Raw genomic sequence first — 16772 nt, 5'->3', positions numbered from 1 at the left:
GGTAAAAAAGTAAAAAGGTAAAAAAGGGTAAGGTAATAATATAGAATAATTATGAGAAGAAGTATTATAAGAGAGTTCGAACAGTTGTCTGAGTCACTCAGTAACTATAGTACGATGTTCGGCTATAATCTGAAGAACCTGTGCATCAAGGCTGAGGAAGTGTCACTCCTGCCTGTACAGGTACTGGTTGAGGGCGAGATGAAGAATCTGGAGAAGTGTACTGTCATTGCCAGAAAGGATGATTATAGCTTTATGATTTTCCCCAAGTTCGAAGAGGATATGCTGGCTGTGGCCAAGGGTATCATGGCTGTCCATCCAGAGTTCAAACAGGAGGAGAAAATCATGAAGGTTGATACCCTCGATGAGAATGATGAGCCCACGGAGGCCGATGCACATTATATCCTGGTCACTATGCCCGAAGTCGACGACGATCGTTACGATGCGCTTAAGAAAGGAGTTGAGGCCTTATATGAGGGGTGTAAGAACCAGATGGATGTGGCTAATACAAATGCCGACGTGAAACTGGCCGTCTTGACTGTCGACGAGACACCAGAGAATATGCGACTGATCAAGGCTGAGCGCGACAAACTGAATAAGCAGTGGACTGAGCATCGCGACGGTCTCTATCACGAGAAACTCCAGGAAATCGAGGATGCCCATAACAAGTGGCTTAACCAGAAAGCCGATCTCGACCAGAAGCAGAAGGAGAAGGAAGACGCTCGTGGTGAGAACGTGACCTACTCCATGCGCATGGGTAAACATGAAGAGGAGGCCAACTGACAAAACATAACCAACAGAAGCATATGAGACTGAAACTAACTTTAGTCGCTTGGGGCCTTGCTGTCGCTGTTTACGCACAGGAGGAACCCAAGCTGACGGTAAAGCCGTCGGGACGTATCCTCTTCGATGCTGCCTATGTCAATCCGCAACATCAGGAGGACGACCTGAAGAGTGGTGTCGGCATTCCCGATTTTCGTGTGGGTGTCGGCTTCTCTTATGGTCAGTGGAAAGGAAAGATCGACATGGGCTATGCCTATGGTAAGGTGAACATGAAAGACGTCTGGCTGCAGTACGACTTCGATAAGAAGAACTTCATCCGTGGCGGTTACTTCATCCATCAGTACGGCTTCCAGAGCAGTACCAGCTCGTCGTTCAAGGAGACCATGGAGGAGCCCCAGAGCAACGCCGTGTTCAACAACGACCGTATGATTGGTATCATGTACGAGCACTCTGCAGAGAAGTTCCTCGGCACTGCCAGTGTTGTGGTGGAGAGCGATGCCATGAAGGCCACTACCGACCAGACTGGCGATCAGGCTATCGGTGCCATGACGCGACTGCTCTACCGTCCTTATGCCCAGCGTGGCAAGATGTTTCAGGTGGGTATCAGTGGTGGCCTTGAGGGCGCCCGTTACAGCAGTAATAAGGACATGAACCACAAGCAGTTCACCCTCACTTCCCGTTGGCCGATGCGTGTCGCTAAGGTCAACGCCCAACAGGCTGTTGTCACCGATGCCAAGACCATGTATAAGTTCTCGCCCGAGGTGATGTACTCTCAGGGTCGATTCGCCGTGGTAGGGCAGTACTTCTGGAATCGGATCACCCGTGAAAACAATCTGGAGAGCTTCACCGGCAGCGGTGCCTACGTCACCCTGCGTGCGCTCGTCAAGGGTCGCAACTATGCTCCCAACATGGGCGACGGTGGTATTGCCACCCCCGATCCCGGCAACATGGAGGTCTGCCTGCAGTACAACTACACGTCGCTCTCCGATGCCTCTGCAGGAGTCTATGGCGGCTACCTCAACGACTGGGCGCTCTGCTACAACTTCTACCCCAATAAGTATATGATCTGGCGTGTGCGTGCCTCATATACCAAGGTGACCAATCGCAGCGGCTTTGCCGACAATGAGTGCAGCATCCTCGAAACGCGTTTGCAAGTAAAATTCTAAAGCTCAAAATAATTCGATTATGAAAAAGTTATTGACAATGGCCGTCATGATGATGGCTTCCGTGTGTGCCTCGGCACAGAGTGACAAAACCCCCGTTGATGCCTACTTTACTACCGCAGAGATGCCCGACATGGTGAAATGGTGTCCCGCACCTCCCGATACCATCGGCCCTGCTTTTGCCTACGATATCATGCAGTATATGTGGGGCAAGCAGATGCGTAATTGCAAGGAGCGCGCCGACATTGCCATCCGCGATGCCGTCTATGGCCTCGACTGTATCATCCGTGAGTTCAGCGAGCCTTTCGGCCTGCAGATTTCCAAGGAAGAGACCCCCGAGATCTATAAGGTATTGCGTGAGGGTACTGCCACCTGCGACAGCATCTGCACACTGCCCAAAAGATATTACATGCGCAAGCGCCCCTTCATGCGCTTCAACGAGCCGACGCTCACCCCAGAGGATGAGCCTGCACTCCGCAAGAACGGCTCTTATCCCTCAGGCCACACGCTGCTCGGCTGGAGTTCTGCGCTGCTGCTCTCTGAGATCAACCCCGACCGTGCCGACACCATCCTGGCTCGCGGCCTGATGTACGGCGACAGCCGTCTCATCGTCGGTGCCCACTGGCAGAGTGATGTCAATGCCGCCCGTCTGGCAGCTGCCGCCGCCTATGCCCGTCTGCACACCAGTGAGCGTTTCCTCGAGCAGATGCGCCTTGCCCGTGAGGAGTTCCGTGTGAAGATGGGTCTTGCCACCATCGTCGAGATGAAGGCCTATAAGAAGGCCGCCGCCAAGCGTGCCAAAGCTGCGGCTAAGGCAGCCAAGATTGCAGCTATCAAATAAGGCATATCTGAAGATCTTCTGAATGAGAAGATATTATCAGGTGGCAGGTCACACGTTCGGTGTCTCTGGCGGTGCGGAAGTCTTCGCACTGATGGACAACTACGAACCGTTTCTGACCAGTGAGGCTGTAGGCGATCCAGTCTTCATGCTCGCGATTGCCGACGGCCAAGCCGTCAGTTATATAGAGGATCTCCGCCAGGAGGAAGAGGGTCAGCAGATCGTTTGTGGACGAACTGCTGACCTTGAGCCTGTATATGAGTTTATATGGTGGAATGTATCTGCAGGCTGGCTCGTCTGTACCGACGACTATCGCGAGGGTCGGCTCATCCTGACTGGCCATCACACGAAGATGGCCATCGACAATGCCGTGATGGTGATGTATGCCCTGTCGACGGCCGAGAAGGGTACGGCACTCTTCCATGCGGCAGCGGTGAGCTATGACGGCCGCGGCTATATGTTCCTTGGCAGTAGCGGTACGGGCAAGAGCACTCATGCGGGTCTGTGGGTGAAACACATCGAAGGGGCTGTGCTGATCAACGACGACAATCCTGTGGTGCGTATCACCGATGGTCAGTCTGTTGTCTATGGCTCGCCCTGGAGTGGAAAGACACCCTGTTACCGTAACGTGAGTTACCCGTTGGGTGGCGTCGTGCTGCTGAGTCAAGCACCCTATAATCAGATCCAGAGGATGCAAGGTCTTGAGGCCTATATGGTTCTGGTGTCGAGCATCAGTGGACAGCGCTGGAATGAAGGGATTGCCAACGGTCTTCACCAAACGGAGAATGAGCTGGCTTCCAACATGCCGATATGGCATCTGGAGTGCCTGCCCGATCAAGAAGCTGCAAACTTATGCCAAACGACGATTACATCCTGAAAGAAGCCATCCGGCTGGTAGAAGAGGGGGTCTGTGTGACGCTGCCCGTCGATGGACGTAGCATGCTGCCGTTTATCATCGGCGGTCAGGAGAGTGTCATCCTGCAAAAGCCCTCTGTGCCGAATATAGGCGATGTCGTATTTGCTTTGGTGGATGACGGCCGTTACGTTGTCCACCGCATCATCCGGATCGAGGGCGACACCGTCACGCTGATGGGTGATGGGAATCTCGTGGGAACCGAGCGTTGTGCCGTCTGCAACATCAAGGCCATCGCCACCCATGTGGTCGATGCCAAGGGCAGGAGGCACTATCTGTATACCAGGCCGCGGCAGTTCGGAGCCCGTTTGTGGTTCTGGCTGCGCCCCGTGAGAAGATACTTGTTGGCAGTGTATAGAAGGGTAAAAAGGGAAAAAAGTAAAAAGGGAAAATGAGAATAAAGAAGGGATTTGTGCTGCGCGAGGTGTGCGGCGAGAATGTGATTGTAGGTGAGGGCCTCGGTGCCCTTAACTTCGGTAAGATGCTGGCACTTAACGGGTCGGCGGCATGGTTGTGGAAACAGGCTGTCGGGATGGGCGACTTCACCATCGATTCCCTGGCTGAGAAACTGTGTGAGGAATACGAGGTGTCGGAAGCTGAAGCCCGAAAGGATGTCGCCGACATCATCGCCGAGTGGCAGCAAGTGGACGTCGTGGAATGAAATACGTCTCTTGGTTTTGGCGCAACATGCGTGGCATCCGCTGGAATACGGCAATGCACATCGCAGCAGGCATCGGACAGGTGGTGTGCGGGCTGTTGATGGTATGGCTGAGCCGGCACTTCATCGACGAGACCATCCGTACGGTGTCGGCCGATGAAGTGCTGCAGGTCGTCTTCTGGCTGGTGACTACCGTCTTAGGCGGTGTCGTGCTGCGACAGGTCGGCTTCTGGCTGACCACCACTGCCAACGTCCGCCAGACCAACACCCTGCGCCTGAGGATCTTCAGCAGTCTGTTCCGCCGACGGCTGTACGATGGCGAAGAGCTGCACTCCGGCGACGTGACCTCCCGCTTGGCGAAGGACATCGAGCAGGTGAGCGCCATCTGCACCGACACGCTGCCTCAGATGGTCATCACGGTGATACAGTTGTCGGGGGCGTTCCTGCTGATGCGGTGGTTCGACGCCCGTCTGGCTTGGGCCCTGTTGCTGCTCACCCCTCTGGCCATCGTCTTCGGCAAACTCATTGCCCGACGACTGAGAAAGATGACCCTCGACATCCGCCAGGACGAGAGCCGTATCCAGATGCAGGTGCAGGAGGGTATGGAGCACAATGCCGTACTGCGCTCGCTGGGCAGTGAACAGTGGGTCACCGGGCGGCTCGACTCCATGCAGCAACGCCTGAAGGGGAATGTGGTCAGGCGGTTGCGCTTTACGGTTCTCGCCCGACTCATCATGGGCTGCGTGTTCGGACTGGGCTATCTCCTGGCATTCGTATGGGGAGGCATCGGTCTGCGCAATGGCACCATCACCTTTGGTGTGATGACATCGTTCCTGCAGCTGGTAGGCATGATCCAGCATCCGATCCTGCAACTGCTCAACATGGTGCCTGGCGTGATCCATGCCACGGCGAGCATCGACCGCCTGGAGGAACTGGCAAATCACGGGGAACAGCCGTCGTCAGCCGCACATGTCGGCCACACCGCTGCGAAGGGCATCAGCTTCAAAGACGTGTCGTTCCGCTATGCCAAGGGCGACAGGGAGATACTGTCGCATTTCTCCCACGACTTCCTGCCTGGTACGAAGACCGCCATCATGGGTGAGACTGGTATCGGCAAGACCACGCTGTTCAGGCTGATTCTCGGTTTTATCGAGCCGACGGAAGGAACGGTAGAGAAGGGTGGGGAGCTCTGCTTCGTGCCCCAGGGAAACACCCTGATGAGCGGCACCATCCGCTACAACCTGCAACTGGCCAAGCCCGATGCCACCGATGCCGAACTGTGCGAGGTGCTACACACTGCCTGTGCCGACTTTGTGCTCGACCTGCCCGATGGTCTTGATACCGAACTGGGCGAACGTGGTAGCGGACTCAGCGAAGGTCAGGCTCAGCGTATCGCCATCGCCCGCGGACTGTTGCATGGCGGTGACATCCTCCTGCTCGACGAGATCAGCAGCTCGCTCGATGAGCCCACCGAACGCGAGCTATACAGCCGTCTCTTCGCCGCCTATCCCGACAAGACCATGCTCTTCATCACCCATCGCTCCTCCGTGTGTGAATTGTGTGATATGTATCGGATTGGAGACGACCAACTGCAGACTCCGCTCAGGATGCCAAGGTGATGTGTCATCTCGACTAAGCGGAGCGCATGGAGAGATCTCTCGACTCCGCTCGAGATGACAAAGGGTGGGGCGCTCGAGATGACAAAGGGTTTGCTTACGACATTCGGATAGTCCTTTACGGTTGTTCCGATATCTTCTATGAGGTATGGAGATAATCCCTTATAGGGGTAAAGGACTATCTGAATAAATGAAAAGGACTATTCGGATAACTGAAAGAGACTATCCGGACAAGTGTAAAAGACTATCGGGTAAAGTGGGACTTTACTCCGAGTAAAGTCTATGTTTACTCCGGGTAAAGTTCACCCAACACCCCACCAAAATCTCTCGGAACCCCTGTGTTTATCGGGGTTTGAGCGTGGTGGAGTGTTGGCTTAACCCCCCACCAACCCCCCCACCAACCCCCCACCAACACTCCACCCATTTGGCTGCCCAATTGTTCCACCCTCAGCCCAATTGTTAAAATCAAGACAATCATCATCCGCTGTCGGATGCCGCATGCAGTCGTCGATACATCTGCCTGACGATTCCAGAGGGTATGTTTATCGACAATACGTTAAGGTCGCCTGATTCAAAATGGTGGGGGGGGTGGTGGGGGGGTTAAGCCAACACTCCACCACGCTCAAACCCCGATAAACACAGGGGTTCCGAGCGTTTTTGGTGGGGTGTTGGTAGAGTGATGTGTCATCTCGACTAAGCGAAGCGCATGGAGAGATCTCTCGACTCCGCTCGAGATGACAGGGGGGCGCTCGAGATGACAGGGGGGCGCTCGAGATGACAGGGGGGACGCTCGAGATGACAAAGGGCTGGGACGCTCGAGATGACAGGGGGACGCCCGAGATGACAAGAAAAAGAAGCGGGAAGGTTTGCTCCTTCCCGCTCGATATGTCAAACTACAAATTGCAATAAGCGTTATATTGTCACTGACTTATAAGGACGAGAAGGCTTTTCGTACGTTAGTTTGGTTTTTCTCATATTTCTAAAGTTTTAAGTTCCAGTATAGTTGCCTATTCGGGTGCAAATATAAAAGAACGGTTTTAAGTTTTATTATGTTTGCTAGCTAAAGAAAGTTAAGTTGGTCAATTTTTAACACTTTTAGCTCCGTTTTGCTCTAAAATGGCATCGTTAGGCGGCGTAGGCAAAACAATTAAAAAATGCAAATTCCTTTGTCTTTTGCTTGGTTTTTCCTAACTTTGTCGCCAAATAACTAATTAAAATATAAAACAATGGCTACAAATACCAACGATAGTTCAGTCTATCTTTATCGTTTGACATTTGCCAACACGATCTCAGCACCCAAAAAAGATCTTCCCGAGCTGGTCTTGGACCAAGGTAAAAAAAATGGATTCAAAGACTCGGACCGCGAGTATTACCTTACTTTGCGCGGCGTGAAGATCAACCGTAAGATCTATCAGCCTGTAGAGATAGAGGCGGAGCTGACCTTCGAGCAGAAGACGGACAATAATAGTTCGACGAATCCTCAGGCACCATCGTTCAGCAGTGTGACGGACCTGTTGATGAGGAGAATGGTGAAAGTGGACCTTATGAAGACTGGACAGACGTCCGAGAACAATACGGAACCAGAGAATGAGTTAGTCCAAACACTTGCCTGGAACTGCTTTGTGTATGAGATGGATCCTCTGCTGAAGCGTAATGGTGATTCTACGCAGATGTACGTGAAGCTGAACATCTTCAGTATGGACAAGCTGATGACGCTCAATAAATACAGCAAAGCCTACGTGGCCCGTAAGCTGGGCTCGGAAATCCTCCAGCCGGAGAGTCTGGAGTTTGGCAAAGATGCGGAGGATACCCCCTTGGTGAAGACAGACTTTAGCGGGCTACAATTCCTGAAGTATAAGGATGGTTCGACCTCGCGTGAGTTCATACAGCCCTACCTGGTGCAGTATAACGAGAGCTTCTACGACTTCCTGGTGCGCACCTCCAACCGTTGCGGTGAGTTCCTCTTCTTTGAGGACGGACAGCTGACACTGGGCCTGCCCAAAGGAGAGGAGAAAAAACAGGAGGAAAAGAAGACGGAAGAGCAGAAGAAAGTCGAACCGCCCATGCTTCTTGAGGGCTATGATTCGGTGACGATGCAGAGTATCACTGCCGGCCCGATGCTTGTCAGTGAATATGCCCGTGACAGCATGAAGGACGGTGTAGGTGAAATCAAAGACCTGAACCAGACGGTCATAAAGAATGGCTCAGCGGGCTTCCCCAATGAGGCGTTCCCCGCGCAGCTGAGTGCCAACTCGGAACTGGCTACCGATGAGTATATCTTCCCGCTCTTCAAGGATAAATTCTCGAAGACTGCACGCGAGATGTTCTATTATGGTGATGGAGCCGATATCGCCATGTTCCAGGCATTTAAGGCGGGAAAGACGATTTTCTCGAACACGCTGGATGCTGTAGGAGGTGTGCTGGGCAGTCTGGCCAAAGCCACCATTGTGGATCATCTCGTTCAGGCAGGCTTGTCGGGTATGCAGCAAAGTACTGTCAATAAAGAGAAGGAAGAACGCTATATTAAGCCATATGAGGATAAGAAGGAACAATACGACGGCAGCAAAGCCGTAGAGTTCGCTTCCTTGTCGGCAGCAGGCTGGACCACGCTTAACTATTATAACGACATCTTCAAATACGAGGAGGCCCAGCAGCGCCAGATAGTGTGCGTCAACATGGGTACAAAGTTTGCTCCCGTGAAACTGGGTCAGAAGGTTCAGATTGCGGGTTTGGAAGGCACCTACGTGGTGATCCAGATCCAGCAGCTGTCGGAAGAGGCGTGGAGCCGTGACTACGAGAAGTACGGCTTGGAGAAAAGCGATAAGTTCACTGGCAAGCGCTCACTGAAGATTTATTGCATCCCGTCGTTCAAGAAGGATGAAAAGGATACCGTGGAATACTTTGTTCCGCCTGTGCAGCCCGTGTCGGTGATCCGTAAGTCGGGTCCGCAGACGGCTTATGTGACCGACAATGAGGATCCGAAGTTCCAGGGTCGTGTGCGTATCGCCTATCCCTGGCAGTCGGAAGGTTCCGGTCTGAAAACAAAGATTGCAGAAGGCCAGAAGCAGCTGAAGGCTCTGGAGACTAAAATAAACGAGCTGAAAGATCAGAGGATGAATGCACTGAAGGCTATCATCCTAGACATGCTTTTCGACGATGATCTGATAAAATATGTGGAAGCTTCGGCCGAGGTGCGTAAGACAACCATGGATGCCAAGACCTCGGATCTCAAAAAACTGACCACCGAGGTGGCGAATCTGGATGCTGATATCAACCAGAAAAAGAATGAAATTGAAGCGCTGAAGCAGGCCTATCCGGTGGATGAGGCCAAGGTACAGGTGAAGACTGCATTACTTAATCAAAAGGAGGAAGAGAGAAAAAGTAAGAATGACAAAAAGATGGCTCTCGAAGAGACGATATCCATCATGAATGATGCTGCCAAGGAGCATGATCAGAGGAAAGGGAAGGATAGCAGTTATAAGAAACCGTCAAAAGATAACTCGGTCATCAAGAAGTTCAAGGATACCAGGAATTCTCATACTGCAAAGAGGTCTAAGCTGGATGCTTCTATTGATGATCTCGAAAAGCAGAAGAAAACCGTCGAATCAGACGTCAAACAGCAGATCAAGGCCCTCAAGCAGAGCATTAATGAAATGTCGTCTCCGTGGGTGCGCATTGCCACGCCGATGGCCACGCCTGGTGGCGGTTCGTTCTATCGTCCGCGCGTCGGCGATGAGGTGCTGGTGAACTTCGACAGCGACAATGTGGAGCGGCCTTACGTGGTGGGCAGTCTCTTCTCGAAGAACGTCCTGACACCCGATGAGCGCTATTACCGCAAGCAGTCGCCCGAACTGCAGTGGAAGGATATCTCGATGGCCATCTCGTCGCCCAACGGACATCATATCTCGTTTACCGATCCGGGAGGAGGCGGTAGCTTCATCTCCAACCTGATCTCACCGGGACTGGGATTCTATGGTAGCATCTTCGGTTTCAACAAGATCGCCAAGGGCGGTAAGGACCTGGCGGGCGGTATCCACATCGGCGACCGCTATGGCCTGTATGAGATCGAGATGAAGAGCCACAAGCGTGCTATTGAGATCAAGTCGCCCTTAGGAACTGTGAGTATCAATGCCTTCACGGGTATCACCATCAGTGCGCCCAATGGTGATGTGAAAATCCAAGGTAAGAATATCACTCTGGAGGCCGGCAATAAGGTGACCATTAACTCGGGTACCAACCTGCCACAGCCGGACTTTGGTACGGCTCCTGCCGGCAAGACCAAGGCGGCAGATATTACGAAGGCGGTCATCGGCGGTGTAGGTACAGCTCTTGTCGACCAGTTCGCATCTTCTATTGTCGACCTCTCGACGATACGCCATATCATCGAGGTGTTTGTGCGCCCTGTCGACGGTACGACACTCATCAAGTCGAGGAAGTTCCTCAGACTGGAGGCCGGTCTTGGCAATGCTACCATCAAGCATAACCACTATAAGGAGAAGAGTGATGCTAAAATGGCAACGGAACAGGCGTTCTTCCTGGCGCTGATTGATAGAGTGAAGTGTATCAACGACGACGTTAACATGTTCCTCGATACTTATAATGTTGTCAAAAAGAATTTCTTCTCTTGTCGGGCGAACTATCTTCTTTTGATGAAGGAGGTTCTGAAGCCAGACTCTAAGGTACCTACTATCGGTAAGATGGCAATGACCGATGCCAAGAATAACGGTCAGACACCTTCTTACACCATAGATCAATTCATACCCCTGTTCAAAGACAAGTTCAAATTGAAAGGTGTAGACTACGATAAGAATGAAGAGAAGTTCAAGGCCATTGAACCCGTTGTCAAGGACTATTACAACGCAGGCCGCTATTATTATAACCTTTGCAATGGCGTCCAATTGACTATCAATATGGTCAAACACGAAGATTTTAAATGGTTGGATGAAGCCTATCTCAAAACTGCGACTGAGGGATGGTGCGAAAAGTACTTTGAGGATTGGCACAAGAAATGTGACGATGCCATCTTCGGAAACGAGGAAGAGAAATTCATTGAAGAAAATAGCGATCCTTTTGGAACATCACATCAGACATTCTTCCGCCGTGCCTTCCTACTGGTTTTCCTGAAAAATGCCTATGACGCTCCAGAGAACAAGAAGGAGAATCCGGGTAAACTGGATAAGTTGACGAAGAATACGTTTAAGTATTTCTATATTGGTTATAAAGAGGCAGATGTCACGGATCCCAAGAAAGTGGATTTAAGTGTGGACTACTGGTGGAAGCGCCAAGTACACGCCATTGACCGCTATAGCCAGAATTCACTGGCGCGCACACTTTGGGACAGCACTGCTGGAAAACTGTTGAACGACATTTATGACAACACCGTAGGCATGTTTAAGAAAGAGACCGACCGACAGGTATGGGGCTCCGACCTCAACGGACAGATACTCTTCTCAGACAGAGAAGACTGTACAATGAACTTCGATGGTGCGAGCGTGCATGTGGAGACAGATGCCAATCAGGGTACTTACCAACACCTGAAGTGGATAATGAGAGATTTGTAACAACAATCAAAGCGAAAAAAGATTATGGACTATATATTCAAAGACTGGGAGAAACGGATGTCAACTTATGCTGACAGCGTTGAGAAAGACCTGAAAGAGATCCGTAAGTGTAAGGCCGAGATTCAGCAGATGAAGCTGGAGATGACAGCCGAATTGAAAAAGGGATACTTCCTGCGCGACGACCATCGGGTGGTGATTTCGGCCCCAGAGATCGTCATCGGCAACGTAGACCGTAACGGCACCCTCTTCCCTGGCGGTTCTACCATCGTGGTGAGAGGCACCAACGTAGGTGTGCAGGCTGCCGGCGAGGGCGGTCTATTGGAAATGCGCGCTCCGGGTATCCGTCAGATTGCCGAAGACCCGGGTGTAGACGGTTACGAGCATGTGGTGTATAACCACTCGGAAGTGGTCAGTCAGGCCCGCAACATTGTTATCCAGAGCGATGATGCGACCGATGCGTTCTTTGAGCCCACTCTCTCCACAGGCGGCAGTGGCGTGCGCATTCATGCCGACCAGAAGCTGGAGCTGGAGGCATCCATGACGGCGGAGGCCCGTGAGAAGCAGCTCGAGGATCGTGCGAAAGCTGCCGAAGATGTCAAGAAGGCCCTGAAGGAAAAGGCCGACAAACAGAAAGAGGGCTTTAAGAAATCCATAGAGGAGATCCAGAAGCTGATAGAAGAGAAGGAGAAACTCTGTAAGGACCTGACAGCCGTGCGTACAAATGCCAGTGAGGTGGTGGAGCTTGACCGTGATATACGAGAGTTGTCGTCAAGCATCTGTACGAACATTTATGACTATAGCGACGTGCTCTCTCAGTTGGCCGAGGCCAACCGTCAGGCCAAGGTGTTCAAGGAACTGAAAGGCAAGGTTGTCAAAGGCGACGACTTTAAGAAGAAGTCGACGGGTGCTGCTGTGACGGTGAAGGGCGAGTCGATCAGCCTCGTATCGGCCGACGGCGAGAACAACCTGCGCGACAACGAGGGCTCGGGCATCACCATGACCGCCAACAGCGTGAGCATCGCCTCTATAGAGGAGGACGGTAAGCTGAAGGAGAAAGGTAAGGTGAGCGTGAAGGCCATGAACATAGAGATGGCTACTGCCGGCGAGGCCGACCAGAAATACGAGGAAGGCGAGCTGACGACCGCCACCTATGCCGCAGAGGGCGACTTCACACTGAAGTCGAAGAACATCACCTTCGAGAGCGTGGACTACGAGGTAGCCGATAAGAAACTGAAGGAGAAGGCCCTGACGGCCGACAGTAAGATCAAGATGCGCGCCAAGACCATCGAGGTGAGCACCGAGGCTTCTGCCAACATTGAGGTCGACGACAAGGGCAAGCAGACGAAGGGTGAATACACGGCCGAGGGTGATGTGATCTTCAGGTCGAAGACCTTCACCGTCGAGAGCCTCGACAGTGAGTTGAAGGACGGCAAGCTCGAACCGAAAGCCCTTACCAAGGACGGTAAGGTATCCGTACGCGCCGAGAAGACGGCCTTCCTGGCTGCCGATGTCGAAGGCAAGTCTACGGGTAGCTTCAGCGTCAACGCCAAGGCCGTGGACGTGAAGTCGATGGATGTCGACAAGGAGAAGCTCACCGACGACAAGCTGGCTGCAGGCAGCACGATGACGCTCGTCTCAGAGAAGATGTACGTGGGTGCGAAGTCGAAGGATGTCAAGAGCAAGAAATTCCAGGCTGTCAGCGAAGAGATGGGCCTGTTTGCCGACAAGACCTTCGAGGCCCAGCAGGGCGACGGCAAGGCCGTGGTTCAGCTCGACGGCGGCAAGACTGCTGTGGGTGGCGACAAGACACAGATCTATGGCGAAACGACCATCAATGCCAAGACCGAGGTCAAAGGCGAGGTCAAGGCACCGAAGGTATCTGCCGACAGCGTGGAGGCCAAGAGTGCGCTCAAGTCGCCCAACATCAGCGACGGTATGGCCGCAGGTGGCGGTGGCGGTGGCGGCAGCTTGAGTGCGAAGCTGAAGACCGAAGACGCCCCGAAGGAAGGGTAGGAGAAAGGTAAAAAAGTAAAAAGGTGAAAAAGTAAAAAAGTAAAAGAATGAATACGATAATCAATATAAAGCTTCAGGATTTTACACAAAAAATTCGTGGCTACAACATGCTTTTCAACTACCGTCTGATGAACCTCTGTGTGAAGGCGGAACCCGCCGCACTCATGCCCGTTACGGTGGAGATCTTGGGCAAGGAATATAATCTCGAAGAGGTGGCGGAGATCCGTCGCCCAGACGAGTATCATCTGGAAATCAGGGCGAACAACGAGAACAACCTCGATGACATCACTGGCTATATCTTCGACGTGCATCCGGAGTTTATTCTGGAAATGAAAACCGAGAAGGATACCGATGATAACGAGCACCGCTATGCCTCGTATTCCATGCCCGATGTGGATAAGGACCGCTACGACTTGCTGACCAAGTTGACTAAAGGCTTCTATGACGAGTGTACCGTTCAGATAGATGCAGCCTATGCCAAGGAGCAGGCCAAGTTTGTTGACCTGCTGCTTCATGCGCCGGCAGAGGATGCCGACGAGGCCAAAGGAGAGATGAAAACCCTCTACGACGATGGCAAGGACGAGGCCGAACAGATACGCGATGCCAAGCTGATGGAGATCGAGGAGGCTTATCAGCACTATCTGGAGGGACATCCCTCAGACATCTATTACGATGAGGACCTCGATGAAGACCAACCTGACTACGACGTGGTCAAGGAGTGGAAGCCGACGGACGAATAAACGGAATCAAGAATTTATCAAAGAATAGAGCAATGAAAAAAAATATTTCTACGGCCTTTGCATCGGCAGTCGTGATGACACTGTCGGTGGCCGTCAGTTCCTGTTCATCAAGTGACAACGACTTGCCCGAGGTGTTTGCCGAGCTGACGCTCGAGGCATCCAAAGGAGAGTATACGGCGCCCGTAGAGACGCGTACGATCACCGAGGCCAACTCTACGGTGGTGTCTACCTGGAAGACCTCCGACAAGGTGGCTGTCTATAAGAAAGGATGGGGCGCGAAGATCGGCGACCTCGCTCCGAAGGCCGACAGCGACAATGCCAGGACAAAGCTCGACGGCAGCGTGAACTCGGCGGGGATGAATGTGGGCGACAAGATGGACCTGATCACCCCGCGTACCGACTGGTCGTACGCCGAGCAGGACGGTACGCTGGAGAAAATCTCCAGCACCTACGACTATGCCGTGGCCGAGGCACAGGTGATCTATATCGACAAAGAGAGCAATAACAAACTCTATGCCAGCAATGCCATCTTCGCTCCTCAGCAGACCATCCTGAAGTTTACACTGAAGAATGATGACGGCTCACAGGATCTGGTGGTGCCGTCGCTCACCATCGTCAGCAGCAGTGGCAAGATCGTGCTGTCGCGCAATCTCGACGGATCGACCGTGAACTACGGCGGTCTGACCGTTACGCCGTCTGCCGCCACTAAGACCTTCTTCGTGGCACTGCGCAACGACCATGACGGTGCTGACACCTATACGTTTACGACGAGAGCCAACAATACCGTGTACTGCTATACCAAGGAGAACGTGACCTTCAAGCCCGGTGAATTCTGGGACATCGTGATATGGATGAAGGACATGAACAACACTTACAGCGAACGTACTGGTTACACAGACAAGGGTGACACCGTTTGGCAGTAAACTCATAGCACTTCTTGCCGTAGGCCTCGCTTTGACGGCCTGCAGCAGCGACCTCGCCCTGGAGCATCGTCCACAGGGTGGGGATGTGCTTGTGGTGGATGCCACCAAAGACGGTCGTGCCCAGACCCGAGGGCTTACCAACAATGTTCAGACCATCTGGAGCGAGGGCGACGCCGTGGCCGTGCTCACAGCCGACGGCTCGCAGATTGGAACGATGACGCCCTTGAACACAGGATCGGCGACGGCGCGCCTGAAGGCCAACCTTACTTCGCCGGTTGCCTTGAACGATGCGCTCACCCTGGTGTTCCCCCGTACGGGGCAGGACTATACCGGACAGGTGGGTACGCTGGCCGACATCGCTGCCCGTTACGACTATGCGACGGCGGCGGTGCGCATCCGATATGTCGAGGATGGTATCGTATCGGCCACCAATGCCGTGTTCCAGAATCAGCAGGCCATCGTGAAGTTCTCGTTGAGAGACGGTGCTAACCCCCTTCCGGTGACGAGCCTCTCGATTGCTGCCGACGGACTGAAGCAGAATGCGACCGCCACAGGCGAACTCACCATCACACCTGCTGCGGCCACCAGTGACATCTATGCGGCCCTGAGCGGCGTGAATGGCAAGGTGACCCTCACGGCGACCGTGGGGGATGATACCTATACCTACACCACCGCTAATAGTCAGACCTTTGAGAACGGCGCCTATTATCCCATCACGGTCTCGATGAAGAGCAACCGAGACCCGATGCTGGGCAATCCGCTGACGTTAGAGGCTGTTGGCGACGGCACGCAGATTACCTTCATCAATAAGTCGAAGGGAAATGTGCAGGTCAGCAAAAACCTGACAGACTGGGAGAATATTGCTCCGGAAGCATCGCGTAATATCTCCCTGTCTGCTGGCGAGAAGGTTTATTTCCGAGGTAACAATGCCTCCTATTATCCTGACAACGAGGCCTCCAGCATCACGTGTACAGACCCCTGCTATGTGTATGGCAACATCATGAGCCTGGTCAACGCCACTGCCTTTGACAAGCTGACCAGTCTGCCAGACGGCAACGATACGTTCCGCAGTCTCTTTGAGAATAACACCCAGATCATGAGCCATCCGGATAAGGAACTGTTGCTGCCTGCCACAACGCTGCAGCCTAACTGCTACCGCAATATGTTTGCCGGTTGTACGGGCCTGACTAAAGCACCAGTGCTGCCGGCTTCCACACTGCGTGCCGGTTGCTATCAGTCGATGTTTACGGGATGTCTCAACCTGGCTTATATCAAGTGTATGGCCACGGACATATCAGCGACGGGTTGTACCTCTAACTGGGTGAACGGCGTGAAGGCGTCGGGCACCTTTGTCAAAGCGTCGTCGATGGAAGGCTGGAGCGCTATCACGGACGATGCCTCGGGCATTCCTCCAGGGTGGAAGGTTACTTCTGAATAATGGGAAAAACAGCTCCAGATATAAGTATTTAGCCGTCAATAGTTAAAAAGATTAAAAAATGGGCGGCTAAATGCTTTTATGTAGGCGGTAATAAATTTTTTTTTGTACTTTTGTAATCTATAAGAAACT

The 16772-nt window shown here is 52.7% G+C and carries 12 protein-coding genes; all 12 read left to right on the top strand.

Annotated features, from left to right (window positions below):
* The first annotated feature begins 51 nt into the window (after positions 1-51).
* The 12 genes from BMY16_RS01315 (at position 52) to BMY16_RS01255 (ending at position 16643) form a co-directional block, all read left to right on the top strand.
* Positions 52-780: a hypothetical protein gene (locus BMY16_RS01315; protein ID WP_139207086.1), complete on the top strand. Its 729-nt coding sequence runs from the start codon at positions 52-54 to the stop codon at positions 778-780.
* A 23-nt stretch (positions 781-803) separates the two neighbouring features.
* Positions 804-1946 (top strand): porin, encoded by a 1143-nt coding sequence (locus BMY16_RS01310; protein WP_091838988.1) that lies wholly within the window; start codon positions 804-806, stop codon positions 1944-1946.
* A gap of 19 nt (positions 1947-1965) precedes the next feature.
* Positions 1966-2784 (top strand): acid phosphatase, encoded by an 819-nt coding sequence (locus BMY16_RS01305; protein WP_091838985.1) that lies wholly within the window; start codon positions 1966-1968, stop codon positions 2782-2784.
* Positions 2785-2806: 22 nt separating this feature from the next.
* Positions 2807-3658: a hypothetical protein gene (locus BMY16_RS01300; RefSeq protein WP_091838982.1), complete on the top strand. Its 852-nt coding sequence runs from the start codon at positions 2807-2809 to the stop codon at positions 3656-3658.
* Positions 3634-4089 (top strand): S24/S26 family peptidase, encoded by a 456-nt coding sequence (locus BMY16_RS01295; RefSeq protein WP_091838979.1) that lies wholly within the window; start codon positions 3634-3636, stop codon positions 4087-4089. Before BMY16_RS01300 ends, BMY16_RS01295 begins: the two co-directional genes overlap by 25 nt.
* Positions 4086-4355: a PqqD family protein gene (locus tag BMY16_RS01290; RefSeq protein ID WP_091838977.1), complete on the top strand. Its 270-nt coding sequence runs from the start codon at positions 4086-4088 to the stop codon at positions 4353-4355. Before BMY16_RS01295 ends, BMY16_RS01290 begins: the two co-directional genes overlap by 4 nt.
* Positions 4328-5971, top strand: a complete 1644-nt coding sequence (locus BMY16_RS01285) for an ABC transporter ATP-binding protein (protein WP_170835962.1) — start codon at positions 4328-4330, stop codon at positions 5969-5971. The genes BMY16_RS01290 and BMY16_RS01285 overlap by 28 nt, the downstream gene beginning before the upstream one ends.
* 1223 nt (positions 5972-7194) lie before the next feature.
* Positions 7195-11529 (top strand): phage baseplate assembly protein V, encoded by a 4335-nt coding sequence (locus BMY16_RS01275; protein WP_091838968.1) that lies wholly within the window; start codon positions 7195-7197, stop codon positions 11527-11529.
* A 24-nt stretch (positions 11530-11553) separates the two neighbouring features.
* Entirely contained in the window at positions 11554-13542 is a 1989-nt protein-coding gene (locus tag BMY16_RS01270) for a hypothetical protein (protein WP_091838965.1), read from the top strand.
* A gap of 47 nt (positions 13543-13589) precedes the next feature.
* A complete protein-coding gene (locus BMY16_RS01265; RefSeq protein ID WP_091838962.1) occupies positions 13590-14282 on the top strand; it encodes a ribosome recycling factor in 693 nt (230 codons plus the stop codon).
* 32 nt (positions 14283-14314) lie between these two features.
* Positions 14315-15205: a hypothetical protein gene (locus BMY16_RS01260; RefSeq protein ID WP_139207085.1), complete on the top strand. Its 891-nt coding sequence runs from the start codon at positions 14315-14317 to the stop codon at positions 15203-15205.
* Complete coding sequence (locus tag BMY16_RS01255) at positions 15186-16643, top strand: fimbrillin family protein (RefSeq protein WP_139207084.1); 1458 nt, start codon at positions 15186-15188, stop codon at positions 16641-16643. The genes BMY16_RS01260 and BMY16_RS01255 overlap by 20 nt, the downstream gene beginning before the upstream one ends.
* The last annotated feature ends 129 nt before the right edge of the window (positions 16644-16772 follow it).

It is taken from the genome of Prevotella sp. ne3005 (assembly GCF_900110085.1).
Classification (GTDB): Bacteria; Bacteroidota; Bacteroidia; order Bacteroidales; family Bacteroidaceae; genus Prevotella.
This window is presented reverse-complemented; position numbering and strand designations above follow the sequence as displayed.

What these genes read in the sequence shown, in the direction of transcription:
- BMY16_RS01275 (WP_091838968.1), top strand. Translation starts at nt 7,195, where the DNA reads ATGGCTACAAATACCAACGATAGTTCAGTCTATCTTTATCGTTTGACA.
- BMY16_RS01315 (WP_139207086.1), top strand. Translation starts at nt 52, where the DNA reads ATGAGAAGAAGTATTATAAGAGAGTTCGAACAGTTGTCTGAGTCACTC.
- BMY16_RS01290 (WP_091838977.1), top strand. Translation starts at nt 4,086, where the DNA reads ATGAGAATAAAGAAGGGATTTGTGCTGCGCGAGGTGTGCGGCGAGAAT.
- BMY16_RS01300 (WP_091838982.1), top strand. Translation starts at nt 2,807, where the DNA reads ATGAGAAGATATTATCAGGTGGCAGGTCACACGTTCGGTGTCTCTGGC.
- BMY16_RS01310 (WP_091838988.1), top strand. Translation starts at nt 804, where the DNA reads ATGAGACTGAAACTAACTTTAGTCGCTTGGGGCCTTGCTGTCGCTGTT.
- BMY16_RS01265 (WP_091838962.1), top strand. Translation starts at nt 13,590, where the DNA reads ATGAATACGATAATCAATATAAAGCTTCAGGATTTTACACAAAAAATT.
- BMY16_RS01305 (WP_091838985.1), top strand. Translation starts at nt 1,966, where the DNA reads ATGAAAAAGTTATTGACAATGGCCGTCATGATGATGGCTTCCGTGTGT.
- BMY16_RS01270 (WP_091838965.1), top strand. Translation starts at nt 11,554, where the DNA reads ATGGACTATATATTCAAAGACTGGGAGAAACGGATGTCAACTTATGCT.
- BMY16_RS01260 (WP_139207085.1), top strand. Translation starts at nt 14,315, where the DNA reads ATGAAAAAAAATATTTCTACGGCCTTTGCATCGGCAGTCGTGATGACA.
- BMY16_RS01295 (WP_091838979.1), top strand. Translation starts at nt 3,634, where the DNA reads ATGCCAAACGACGATTACATCCTGAAAGAAGCCATCCGGCTGGTAGAA.